General features: G+C 72.1%; 9 protein-coding genes. 3 read left to right on the forward strand and 6 right to left on the reverse strand.

What is annotated here, in order from left to right:
• Nucleotides 1-7: 7 nt before the first annotated feature.
• A complete protein-coding gene (locus HHX41_RS02490) occupies nucleotides 8-772 on the reverse strand; it encodes a carboxylesterase (RefSeq protein WP_169978669.1) in 765 nt (254 codons plus the stop codon).
• Between the two features lie 119 nt (nucleotides 773-891).
• On the opposite strand from HHX41_RS02490, the gene HHX41_RS02495 reads away from it, so the two are divergent.
• Both HHX41_RS02495 and HHX41_RS02500 read left to right on the forward strand, forming a co-directional pair.
• Complete coding sequence (locus HHX41_RS02495) at nucleotides 892-1,590, forward strand: 1-acyl-sn-glycerol-3-phosphate acyltransferase (RefSeq protein WP_182904628.1); 699 nt, start codon at nucleotides 892-894, stop codon at nucleotides 1,588-1,590.
• Nucleotides 1,591-1,875: 285 nt separating this feature from the next.
• Complete coding sequence (locus HHX41_RS02500; RefSeq protein ID WP_182904629.1) at nucleotides 1,876-3,414, forward strand: MDR family MFS transporter; 1,539 nt, start codon at nucleotides 1,876-1,878, stop codon at nucleotides 3,412-3,414.
• 112 nt (nucleotides 3,415-3,526) lie between these two features.
• On the opposite strand, the gene mmuM is transcribed toward HHX41_RS02500, so the two are convergent.
• From mmuM to HHX41_RS40135, 3 genes are all read right to left on the reverse strand, one after another.
• Complete coding sequence (mmuM, locus tag HHX41_RS02505; protein WP_182904630.1) at nucleotides 3,527-4,381, reverse strand: homocysteine S-methyltransferase; 855 nt, start codon at nucleotides 4,379-4,381, stop codon at nucleotides 3,527-3,529.
• A gap of 565 nt (nucleotides 4,382-4,946) precedes the next feature.
• A complete protein-coding gene (locus tag HHX41_RS02510; protein ID WP_182904631.1) occupies nucleotides 4,947-7,622 on the reverse strand; it encodes a VIT domain-containing protein in 2,676 nt (891 codons plus the stop codon).
• A 4-nt stretch (nucleotides 7,623-7,626) separates the two neighbouring features.
• Nucleotides 7,627-8,637, reverse strand: coding sequence for a helix-turn-helix domain-containing protein (locus HHX41_RS40135; protein WP_259400562.1), 1,011 nt, complete (start codon nucleotides 8,635-8,637; stop codon nucleotides 7,627-7,629).
• A gap of 405 nt (nucleotides 8,638-9,042) precedes the next feature.
• Here HHX41_RS40135 and HHX41_RS02520 point away from each other — a divergent pair, with 405 nt between their 5' ends.
• Nucleotides 9,043-10,173: an alkaline phosphatase PhoX gene (locus HHX41_RS02520; protein WP_310741734.1), complete on the forward strand. Its 1,131-nt coding sequence runs from the start codon at nucleotides 9,043-9,045 to the stop codon at nucleotides 10,171-10,173.
• A 92-nt stretch (nucleotides 10,174-10,265) separates the two neighbouring features.
• Here HHX41_RS02520 and HHX41_RS02525 read toward each other — a convergent pair whose 3' ends face one another.
• A complete protein-coding gene (locus tag HHX41_RS02525; RefSeq protein WP_182904632.1) occupies nucleotides 10,266-11,054 on the reverse strand; it encodes a trypsin-like peptidase domain-containing protein in 789 nt (262 codons plus the stop codon).
• A gap of 39 nt (nucleotides 11,055-11,093) precedes the next feature.
• On the reverse strand, nucleotides 11,094-12,002 hold the full coding sequence (locus HHX41_RS02530) for a helix-turn-helix domain-containing GNAT family N-acetyltransferase (protein WP_182904633.1): 909 nt from the start codon (nucleotides 12,000-12,002) through the stop codon (nucleotides 11,094-11,096).
• Between the last annotated feature and the right edge of the window lie 244 nt (nucleotides 12,003-12,246).

The raw sequence follows: 12,246 nt of genomic DNA on the forward strand, positions 1-12,246 counted from the left end.
TCCCGGGTCACAAGTCCTTGGTCAAGGGTACCGAGGCGTGGGAGCGGATGAACTCCAGACTCCCTTCGAAGATCACAGGCGCGTCGTTGTCGAGGGTGGCGACGTGGTAGCTGTCCGCCAGCTCTCTGACCTCCAGATTGTTTCCCATCCTCGCCTGCAGGAACGCGACGCTCCCCGGCTTTACCACATGGTCGTCCCTGCTGTGGAACACCAGCACCGGCTGGGTCACCTTGGCGATGTCGGACTGGACGAGCCTCCACAGCCGGGGCAGCGAGGCGGCGGCCCGGACGGGCGTGCGCGCGTAGCCGAGCTCGCTCGCGCCCTCCTTCTTGATGTCGCCCGCCACCCCCGGGATCGAGGGTACGACGTGCTTGATCACCGGGGCCAGCCGCAGCAGCGGCACGTCGTTGACCACGGACGGGTTGACCACGACGGCGCCCGTGACGGCGTCCCCGTGGACCTCGGCCAGGCGAAGCGCCATGCAGCCGCCGAGGGACAGGCCCATCACGAACGCCTGCGCGCACCGGCCGCGCAGGTCGGCGAACGCCTTGTCCAGCTCGGCGTACCAGTCCTCCCAGCGGGTGCGGCTCATCTCCTGCCACGTCGTGCCGTGGCCGGGCAGCCGCGGCAGGGACACCGTCAGCCCCGCCCGGGCCAGATGCTCACCCCACGGCCGTAGGGACTGCGGCGAGCCGGTGAACCCGTGGCAGAGCAGGACGCCGATCTCACCGCCCTCGTGGTGGTACGGCTCCGCACCCGGCAGCACTGGCATGGGAGACCTCCGCGAAACGGTGGCGTGTTCCGCCCGATACTCGCACGTTGGTCAGCGTTAGTGCGAGAGGGCTGGGCGTGCGAAGATGACTGCACATCTGAGCCGAGGGGGGTGCCCGAGTGTTCTACTGGGTGGTCAAGGCCATCATCTGGCCGATCCTCCGCTTCGTGTTCCGCCCCTGGGCAGAAGGGGTGGAGAACGTGCCGAAGGAGGGTCCGGTCATTCTGGCCGGCAACCACCTGTCGTTCGCCGACCACTTCTTCGGGGCCGGATTCCTGCCGCGCAAAGTCATTTCTCTGGGCAAAGCCGAATACTTCACCGGCCGCGGTGTCAAAGGGCTGGTGAGCCGCGCCTTCTTCTCCGGCGTCGGCACCGTGCCCATCGACCGCTCCGGCGGGAAGGCGAGCGAGGCGGCGCTCCGGACCGGCCTGCGCATCCTCAAGGAGCACCAGGTGCTCGGCATCTACCCGGAGGGCACCCGCTCGCCCGACGGGCGTCTCTACAAGGGCAAGACCGGTGTGGCACGGCTCGCCCTGGAGTCCCGCGCACCGGTGATCCCGTGGGCGATGGTCAACACGTTCGAGATGATGCCCCCCGGCCGGCCGATTCCCAGGTTCGGCATCCGCCCCGGCGTCCGGTACGGCAAGCCGCTCGACTTCTCCCGCTACTACGGCATGGAAAACGACCGCCTGGTGCTGCGCGCGGTCACCGACGAGATCATGTACGCGCTGATGGAGCTGTCGGGCCAGGAGTACGTCGACAAGTACGCCGCGGCGGCCAAGACGGAAATGACCAGGGCGGCTCGCGAGAATTCCTAATACTTCCGGACCGGGCGGGTAACGTGGCGGTGTCCGCCGCGCACGTAAAGACACGTCGTTCGGATCGGAAGGCGTACAGCATGCCAGCAGCACGCAGGAACCGCACGTGGGCCCCGCCCGGCGCCGCAGCGCGCCCGCCCATTGAAAGACGCCGGATCCCCGCCACCGGCGAGTGCGCCGCATGAGCGAGCGGAGCGAGCGAATCGGTAGGCGCAGTGCGTTTCGGCTGGGTCATCTGCGCGCCTCCGGCACGACGCGACCCGAGCCGTCAGGCGAGGGAGTGGCATGAGCGTGAGAGAGGAGCGGCAGGCCGCTCCGGGATACCTGCCGCATCGCCAGATCCTGGTCGTGCTCTCCGGAGTGGCCGCCGGGATGCTGCTGGCCGCCCTCGACCAGAGCATCGTCGGCACGGCCCTGCCGCGCATCGTCAGCGAACTCGGCGGCCTCGACAAGCTGTCGTGGGTGGTCACCGCCTATCTGCTCACCTCGACCGCGGCGACCCCGCTGTGGGGCAAGATCTCCGACCTGTACGGCCGGCGGATCATCTTCCAGACCGCCATCGGCATCTTCCTGCTCGGCTCGGTGCTGGCCGGGCTGAGCCAGAACATCGGTCAGCTCATCGGGTTCCGCGCGATCCAGGGCCTGGGCGGCGGCGGTCTGATGGCGCTGGCGTTCAGCATCATCGGCGACGTCATCCCGCCGCGCGAGCGCGGCCGCTACCAGGGCTACTTCGGCGCCGTCTGGGGCACCTCCAGCGTCGCCGGGCCGCTGCTCGGCGGTTTCTTCACCGACGGGCCCGGATGGCGGTGGATCTTCTGGATCAACCTGCCGATCGGGCTGATCTCGCTCGTCGTGACCTCCATGGCGCTGCGGATCCCCTTCACCCGCCGCAGCCACCGCATCGACTACCTGGGCGCGGCGCTGATCGTGGCCGGTGTGTCGTGCTTCCTGCTCTACCTCGACTGGGCGGGGGGCGAATTCGGCTGGACCGCGCCCGGCTCGCTGGCCATGCTCAGCGGGTTCGTGGCGTTCGCGGCGCTGTTCGTGTTCGTCGAACTCCGGGCGGCCGAGCCGATCCTGCCGATGCGGCTGTTCCGCAACAAGATCTTCAGCGTCGGCAACAGCTTCGGCTTCCTGTCGGGCCTGGCGATGTTCGGCGGCATGATCTTCCTGCCGGTCTATCTCCAGGCGGTCCAGGGCATGTCGCCGACCGTGTCGGGCCTGGCGCTGCTGCCGGCGGTCTTCGGCATCTTCTCCACGTCGATCTTCTCCGGGCAGATGATGAGCCGCACGGGGCGATACAAGATCTTCCCGATCCTGGGCGGCGCGGTCCTCCTGGTGGCCATGTGGCTGCTGTCCACGATCAAGGTGGACACGCCGTACTGGCAGGTGGCGGTCTACGCCTACCTCTTCGGTGCCGGGCTCGGATTCACCATGCAGACGATCGTCACGGCGATCCAGAACGCCGTGGACCGCAGCGACATGGGCGTGGCGACGAGCTCGGCGACGTTCTTCCGCATGATGGGCGCCGCGATCGGCACGGCGATCATGGGCGCGGTGCTCACCAACCGGCTCGCCCATCACCTGGCCGCGGAGTTCGGCGGCCGGATGCCGCCGGGGCGCGTGGACGCCAACAACGTGCAGGCGATCCAGCGGCTGCCGCAACCGGTCAAGGACCACGTGCTGGTCGCGTTCACCGGCGCGATCGACGACGTGTTCCTCGCCAGCCTGCCCTTCGTCGCCCTCGCGCTGGTCGTGGCACTCTTCCTCAAGGAGATCCCGCTCGCCGCGCGGAGCACCGAGGGCCCGGCCGCCATGGGCTGACCACCGCCCGGCGGCGCGGCTTCCCTGATCCGGGCGGGCTCACGGCAGGTGCGCTCGGGCCTGGTGTTCTTCATGCGAGGTGTGTGCAGGCGGGGTGTTATGCGGGGTGCGCTCAGGAGAGGTGTGCGCGGATCTCGCGGATGTGGGCCGGGGTGGTGCGGCAGCAGCCGCCCACGTAGCGGGCGCCGAGCGAGGCCCACCCGGCCGCCGCCCTGCCGAACTCGACGGGATCGGCGAGACCCAGCCAGTGCCGGTTCGCGGCGTCCCAGGTCTCGCCGGAGTTCGGATAGACGATCGACGCTCCGTGCTTGATCAACTCGGGCATGAACCGCGGCGCGGTGCAGTTCACGCCCACGGCGACCACCTGGGGGAGGTCCGCGAAGACCGCCGCGCACTCCTCGAACGGCGTTCCGTCGCTGACGTGCTCTCCGTCGCGGCAGGAGAATGTGACCCACGCCCGCACGGACGGCGTCTCGCGCAGGAGCCTCGCGAGCGCCCGCGCCTCGGCGCGTGAGGGGATCGTCTCGCACGCCAGCAGGTCGGCCCCGGCCTCGGCGAGGATTTCGAACCGTTCCCGGTGCCAGCCGGCCAGGCCGTCCTCGTCCAGGTCGTAGTCACCGGTGTACTCCGCGCCGTTGGCCAGGTAGGCGCCGTACGGTCCCACGCTCGCGGCGACGAGCCCGTGCCCGGCCTCGTCCCTTGCCTGTACGGCGAGCCGCACCGACAGCCGGATGAGATCGTGGGCCTCCCGCGGCGTGAGGCCATGCCGGACGAACCCGGGAACGCTCGCCTGGTAGCTCGCCGTGGTGGCGACGTCGGCTCCGGCCCGGAAGTAGTCGAGGTGCGCCTGACGGATGACGCCGGGATCGTCGGCGAGCAGCCGTGCCGACCACAGGTCGTCGGTCAGGTCACAGCCGAGTGCCTCCAGATGGGTGGCGAGACCGCCGTCAAGGACGATTGGGTTCATATCGGGCAACACTACGTGCTGGTGCAGGCCACCGCCTGCCCGAGCCAGGCCGACGACGCCGGTTCCTGGTGCTCGCGATCCGCTGCGCCGGCTCTCGACTCCGAACCGCCCCGTCCGCCAGAGGCGGGCGGCACTGTCCGAGGTGGCGGATCGGGGTGCGGAGCGGCGCCCCGTCTTCCGGCGAGCCGCCAGTCGCCGACGGCCCGCCGCCCGCCCGCCGTCTCGCCGCCCCCCGGTCGGCGGCGAGGCCGCGACGGGTGAGGAACCGATCGGCGACCCTCGTGCGTTGGTGGCACATGAGGCTGAAAGGGCTCATTAATCGGTTGCTGCGCCGCCGGTCTCCCGTCCCCGCAGGTGGACGCGACGATCGGCCCGACACGGGAGGGGTGAGGGAGCCGCGGCGTCCCGCGCCCACCCCGCCGTCCGACGTCATTCGCCTACCCGAACCTTCCTGAGGGCTTCGCCCACAGCGGAACCCGAACCGATGCGGCCGGGGCCGGCTTCCCCGCCGGTGTCCCGGCCGCGCTGGTTTCTACCCGCCAGGGTCACTCCGCCCGGCGCCGTCTCACGATCGCTTCCAGAAGGGACGCCTGCCTTCCTTCGCGCCGGAAGCGGAGCCGGGAGGCGCGGAGCCCAGAGGCGTGGAGCCCGGGGATGCGGAGCCCGGAGGCGTGGACCCGGTGCCGGCGGTCAGAGCGGTAAGCAGGTCGGCCGCCCGCCGCCAGAGGTCGCTGAGGGAGACCTCGGCCCACTCGGCCCTTTCCAGATCGTCGGCGAGCGCCGCGAGATCCGCGTGACCGCCCGCCATCTGGACGACGACGCGCAGCCGGCTGGCGAGATCCGCTAGATAGCGCCGCCGTTCCCGCTCGGGCAGCGACTCCGCCTGGCGCAGTTTCGCGAGCTCCTCCGACAGCAGGGGCCGGATCCCCTCGAAGTCCGTGACCGGTGCCGTTCCCTCGCCGGGATGCGGAAGGAACCCGCCGGGGGAGAACCCGCGCGAGCCGCCGACGGAGAACCCGCGCGGCGCCCGTCGCGGCGGTGCGGGTGCGGCGGCGTAAGGCGGGGCGGGAGGCGCGCCGGGCGGCGGGGCCGCTGCGACGGGCTGGTCCGCCGCCGAGCCGGGGGCGGTCTCCGGTCCGGCCGTGAAGGCGGCCATCCTCGCCATCATCGGCGCGCCCGCGACCATCATCGGCATCGCGGTCGGCATCTCCCAGCCGCTCGGCGGTTCGACCGGCTGGATCACGCGATGCTCCGGGCCGCCCTCGCCGGTGACGCGGATGCCGACGGCCACGAAGGCGGTGAAGCGGCACAGCACGCCGAAACGCAGCGAGGTGTCGACGATCCGCTGTTCGAGGGAGTGGTCACCCGTGGCGTACCGGTCTTCCAGGTCTCGCAGATGCGCCCGCGCCCACACGGCCCGGGCAGCAGGGTCGTGGGCGGGGCGGCCCTCGATCCGCTCCTCCCAGGGGCGGCCGTCGGCAGTGCGGCCGTGCACGGTGAGGGCTCCGGTGGGCCGCCGTCCCCGGTAACGCCCGCTCACCACCAGAGGGACGCCCGGGTAGAGGGAACCGGCATGCGTGACGGTGTCCGCCACGAGATCCATGCCTTCCGCCCGCACCGTGACGTCCGTCACCAGCGGCGAGCCGATGCGGCGGTGGATGTGCTCCATCGCCGCGTCGAGCCGGTCCTCCGACTCGACCAGTTCGCACCGGCCAGAACCGAGCAGGGCCAGCCGCCCGAGGAATCCCGCGTTCACCGCCCGGTCGATGCCCACGGTGTGCACCCGGATGCCGTGAAGCCTGGCGCCGACGCGTTCGAGGATCTCGTCCTCGTTGCCCACCTGGCCGTCGGTCACCAGGACGAGCACCCGATCGTGTGCCTGCCCGCCGGCCCGACCGGCTTCGCCGGGCCGCTCGTCCTCGTGGAACCGGCCGTGGTCGCCCGAGTCCGTGCCGGTGGCGTGCCCGGGAGCGGGCGCGTCGCGCCCGTCGAGCAGCCGCAGCGCCTCCTCCAGGGGCGCGAGCATCTCCGTGCCCCCACGGGCGTCGAGCCTGGACAGGTGCTCGACGGCGCGGTACCGGTTGCGGTCGCTCGCGTCCACCAGGCCGCCGGAGAAGGCGCGCTCCACCACGGAGTCGAACGAGAGCACGGCGAACCGGTCGTGCCGGGTCAGCGTGTCGACGATCCGGGCCGCGGCGCGCCGCGCGGCCACCATCTTCCAGCCCGTCATGCTGCCGGAGCGGTCGAGCAGCAGGACGACGTCCCGGGGCGCGCTCCGGGTGGCGTCCTGCGGCGGCAGCAGGGTCAGCACGAAGGTTCCCTCGGCGTCCACCGCGCCCGTCGCGGGTCCCCGTCCGCCGCCGGTCGTGCCGTCGCCGGCTGGACCGGCGTCCGTGGCGTTGCCCATGGCATCGTCCGTGGTGTTGCCCGAGGCGTTGTCCGGGACGAGCGCGAGCGACGAGGAGGCGTCGAACGCCAGGCGCAGGATGAAGTCGCGGTCGAGCCGCTCGCCGGGCCGCAGCCTGATCGTGTCGCCCTCCCGGTCGACCTCGTGGAGGCTGGAGCGGACCTCCCGCAGGCCGAGACCGGCGGGGTCGATCGTCGTCGTGAGCGAGAGCCGTACCGGATGGGGGAAGCCGGGAAGCAGGACGGGCGGCGTGATCCTGGAGGCGTCGGGCACGGCGCCGGTGTCGGGAGACACGCCGTCGCCGGCCGCGGACCCGGGCAGTGGAGCTCCGGGAATGTAGCGGGGCGCCACGACCAGCGGGAAGCGGAACTCGGCGGCGCCGTCCTCGAACGGGAGGGGCTGGCTCAACGTCAGACGGACGACCACCCGCTCCCCGGGAACGATGTTGCCGACCCTGATCGTGAACACGTCGGGCCGGTCCTCCTCGGCGATCGCCGCACGCCTGCCCTCGGTGAGCGCGCGGTCGTAATCGGCCCGTGCCTGCCCGCGCTCCTTGAGCACGCCGTCGATCACCCGGTCGTCCGCCTCCATCCGGAAGGCGGTGACCGCGGCCCGCGGCGGCAGCGGAAAGACGTACGTCGCCTCCAGCGACACGTCGAAGGGGTTGCGGAAGGTCTGGACGACCTCGACGCCCGCCACCAGCCCGGTGACGTGGGCGGCGACGTCCACGCTCTCCAGCGGAAGGTTGCCCTTCTCGGTCTCCAGCGCGCCGAACCCGGCGTCCGGCACGGGCCGGCATTCCTCCGGCAGCAGAGGTGTGATGGGAACGGTCATGACGTCATCCCTCCAGCGTGTCGGAAGCGTGTGGATCGAAGGCCGTGGTGTCGTCGGGGCCCTGGAACGGCCCGGCCAGGCCGAGCGTGGCGAGCGCCGTGAGCAGCGGCGCGGCGGCCCGGCGCAGCGCGGCCACCTCGTGTCCGTCCGGCGCCCGGTGAGCCGGGTCGAGCAGGACCGTCACCCCGGGTGCGAGCCTTACGCCGTGCACGACGTCCGGGACCACGATGTCCGGGACCACGATGTCCGGGACCACGATGTCCGGGACCACGGTGTCCGGGAGCGCGGTGTCCGGGAGCGCGGTGCCAAGGTGTGCGGTGCCGGGGTCCACGGTGTTAAGGCGCGGGGTGCCGGGGTCCACGGTGCCAAGGTGCGCGGCACCGGGGCTCATGGCGCCGGTGTGGGCAGTGCCGGTGTGGGCAGTGTCGGTGTGCGCGGTGCCGGAGTGATCGGAGGCCGCCGTGAAGGCGGACGAGTCCGGGCGTGCCCAGAAGCGGTCGCGCGCCGGGAGTCGTGCGACGTCCGGTGTCGCGGGGACGGTGCCAGGCTCCGGCCGCGTCCCGCACCAGCCGGGCGGTGGTGCCGGCGGTGGCGGAGAGGGCGGGACCAGCGGCCGGGGCGCCGGCCCGGACGGCGGCTCGGAAGACGGCTCGGAAGACGGCCCGGCGAGCCCGGCGACACGCTGGAGCATGGCGTCGGTCGCACCTGTCAGCTCCGCCTGGATGGCGGCGATGGACAGGCCGTCCGCCTGACGGCGCTTCACGGCCACGAGCTGGAGCAGGTGGCGGCGGCCGTAGAGAGCCACCCGGCCGCGTCTGCCCAGCGGAGGGTCGAGGAGCCCGATCGTCGTGTACCAGCGGATGAGCCGTTCGTTGGGCACCTCGCGGACCCTGCCGTTGCCGCGCGGCTGCTCCGGACCGTCCGCGCGCGGCTCCTGGCCGTTGACGCGCGGCACGGCGCCGAGCATGGCCGCCGCCCGCTCCGCCAGCTCGCCGATCGTCCAGGTGTCGCTCATGCCACCACCATGACACTGTCACAATGACACTGTCAACATCGACTCCGTCATCGCGGCGTCACGATTTCCGAAGTGTTCGCCCCGGTGAGGCATGCCGCTTCTCGCGCCGTTCACACGAGACGGGTCGACTGGGCGCCGAGACGTGGAGCCGCGCAACAAGACGCGGAACAACAAGACGCGGAACAACAGACGCGGCACAAGAAGACGCGGCACAAGAAGACGCGGCACAAGAAGACGCGGGACAAGAGGACACGGGACGGAAAGACCCGGTCGGACGCCGCCGGGTGGGTAAGGGGAGCGGAGCGGCCCCGTCCCCGGACCGGGCGACGGCCGCGCGGGAACCAACGAACGGCCCGCCGGGGGCGGACCGGCACGACCAGGGGCAGGTCGAGGAGGCGGTCAGCGGTGCAGGGGATTTCCGTCCGGTCGGCGGAGCTCTCGGTGCTTCCGGGAGCGGTGTGGCGCGCGGCGTTCGCCCGTGACGACGGGCGTGAGCCGCCCGGCCGATGCGAGCCGTACGCCCAGGGTGATCCGGGCGGCCCTTTTCCACCGGAGGTGCTTCGGGCCCTGCCGGCGGGCTTCACCGGCCGGATCGTGGCACGGTCGGGGGAGCGGACCGGGGGAGTCGTCTGGCACGCCGCCCCCGACGGCGGCGGATGCTTCCCGGACGGAGACGGCTGGATATATGTGTCCAACTGCGCGCTGCCGCTGCTCGGCGGCGTGACGGCGCTGCGCTTCGCCCCGGACGGGACCCTGCGCGACGGCTACCGCGTCCTGTCCGGCGCCGACCGCAGCGGGGCCGGCGCCGCGACACCGTGGAACACGTGGGTGTCGGGCGAGCGGACGCCGTACGGACGGATCTTCGAATGCGACCCGTACGGCTTGCGCGCTCCCATGCCCCGGCTCGCGATGGGCCTGTTCCTCCACGGCGGCGTGGCCTGCGACTCCGATCGGGGCGTCGTCTACCTCACGGAAGGCGAGCCGGACGGATGTCTGTACCGGTTCCGCCCGGACGACTGGGGCGACCTCACCACGGGGGTGCTCGAGGTGATGATCGGCGCGCCCGGCGAGGAGGCGGTGGCCTGGGAGCGGGTGCCGACCCCGGCCACGGCCCAGGTGCCTTTCGGCGAACATGTGCTCCTCGCTGGGCACACGCCAATACGCGAACAGGTGAAAGGAGTCAGGAGGTTCGCACGCGGCGGTGACTGCCACTACCGCGACGGCCTGCTGCGGTTCGTCACCGAGGGGGACGGCCGGGTGTGGGCGTACGACGCGGCTCGCGAGCGCCTGACGGTGGCGCACGACACCGCCGCCCGGCCGGGCGGCGGGAAAGACGGCGAGATCACCCTCGTCGCCGCGGATCGGGTGGTGCCGTTCCTGCGCGTCACGGGCGGCTGGACCGTCGCCGGCCCCGCCATGTCGCCGGCCGGCGACAGGCTCTACTTCTCCTGCCGTCCACCACACGATGCTCGGTCCGCCCCGGACTCCGTGACCGTCGAGGTCCGCGGGCCCTTCCAGGACCTCGTCCGCGCCTGAGCCGGCCACGGCCGGCTAGGGGAGGCCGGTGTCGCGCCGAGGGCGGCGCCGCGCGGCGGTGCGATCTCCCGGTTGCCGGCGTTCGAGGGCTGTCAGTCGCAGGGGTCGTGCGGCACGGTGGCGGTGGCCCTCCTGCCGGCCGCGGCGACCGCCCTGAGCTGCGCCGCGGTGAGCGCGTAGCCGACGTCGGCCTTGTCCACGTCCACCGCGAAGACCATCCCCGCCACCCGATTTTCGCCGGCGATGAGCGGGGCGCCCGACATGCCGGGCGTGATGGCCGCACCATGGAAGCGGTGGACCTGCCGCGGCACTCGGACGCGGTTGTATATGTCGTACGACTCGGCGGGCTGGTCCGGGCGCACCGTGGCGGGGAGCGCGGCCGGGACGGTCGCGCCCTTGCGGTAGCCGACGACCACGGCGGTGGTGATCGCGGCTTCCGTGAGCCGCAGCGGCCGGGTGGCCAGCCCGGATACCCGCAGGACGGCGGCGTCGACCTCCGGGTCGAAGGCCACCACCCGTGCGGCCAACCGCCGTCCGTCGTCGAGGACGACTTCCAGGTCGCGGTCCACCCCTGCCACGGTGTGCGCGTTGAGCAGGACCCTCTCGGGCGCGTAGACGAATCCGGTCGCTTCGAGCCGTTTCCTGCAGGAGGAGGCGTAACCCCGGACCCGCACCACGCTGTGCGCGGCCTCGGACACGGCCCCGGCCTCGGCGGTAGGGGCGGCGGGCAGTGCGATCTCACGCGCGACCGCGCACCCCGCCGCGCTCCCTGCCACGAACACCGCCACGCACACCGCGAGGGCGACCGCTCCCGCGCTCTTCCGCGCCGCTCCCACGCTCTTCCGCGCCGCTCCCACGCTCCGCCGCACCGATCCCACCACGAAGATCACGGTAGGGGCCGCCCCGGACGGGCCCGGAAGTCACAGGTCCCTGGCCCATACCTGCTCGTTGACGGGGATCCCCGACTCCTCGCCCGGGGACTCCTCCAGCAGTTCGAACCCCGCGGCCTGGTAGATCCGGCGTGCGCTCGCGAGGACGTCGCGGGTCCAGAGCATGATCCGGAGATAGCCGGCCGCGGCGGCGAAACGCAGGCACTCCTCGACCAGCCGCCCGCCGATGCCCATGCCGCGCGCGGACGGCTCGACCAGCAGCAGGCGGAGCTGGGCCGTCGTGTCGTCCTTGCGCACGCAGAAGACGGATCCCACCGGCTCGCCGCGCACCTCCGCGATCCAGCAGCCCTCCCGCCGGGGGTCGTGGTCCTCGACGTAGTCGGCGACGATCCGCGCGACCAGGGCCTCGAACGCCACGCCCCAGCCGTACTCCTGCCCGTAGAGGGCGCCGTGCCGGTGCACCACCCAGCCGAGGTCGCCCGCCCGCGGCGGCCTGATCACGTACGGCTCGCGCCGCTCGGCGGGCTCGAGCAGGCTCCGTACGGTGGCCATGGCGGACACGAGCCGCCGGCGTTCCGGGTCGGTCAGCTTCGCGAGCAGGGTCTCGATCTCGGTGGCCGAGCGCCGGTCGAGCACGGCGAAGGTCTCGTGGCCCTTGGGGGTGAGCCGTACGACCTGGCGGCGGGCGTCCTCGGCCGACCGTTCGCGGGACACGAGCCCGTCGGTCTCGAACCTGGTCAGGATCCGGCTCAGGTAGCCGGCGTCGAGACCGAGCATGCTCCTGATGCCGGCGGCGTCCGCCGCCTCCCGGCTGCCGAGTTCGAAGAGCACCCGCGCCTCGGTCAGGGAGTAGGGAGTGTCGTGCATTCCCGCCCCGAGCACCCCGATGACGGAGGTGTAGAAGCGGTTGAACGCGCGCACTTCCGGCACGATGTCCATATGTTCCCTTGCCTGTCTCAAGGAAATGCTTGACGGAGTCAAAGATAGGACCGCGGCGGCCCGTTGGGAAGACGCCCTCGCACGACGCGCGCGGTCTCGCCGTGCGAGACTGAGTTGGTCTGGTCGGCCAGGTGGCGTAGCCTCTTCTTTTGGTCTAGACCATTGTGCGGGGCTGGGGCAGAATGCGGTGCCGTGGAGTGCCGGGGTCTGCGTCGGGCCGGCCACGCCATTCCACGCGTAATCC

The organism is Microbispora sp. H13382 (assembly GCF_014161445.1).
Taxonomy (GTDB): Bacteria; Actinomycetota; Actinomycetes; order Streptosporangiales; family Streptosporangiaceae; genus Microbispora.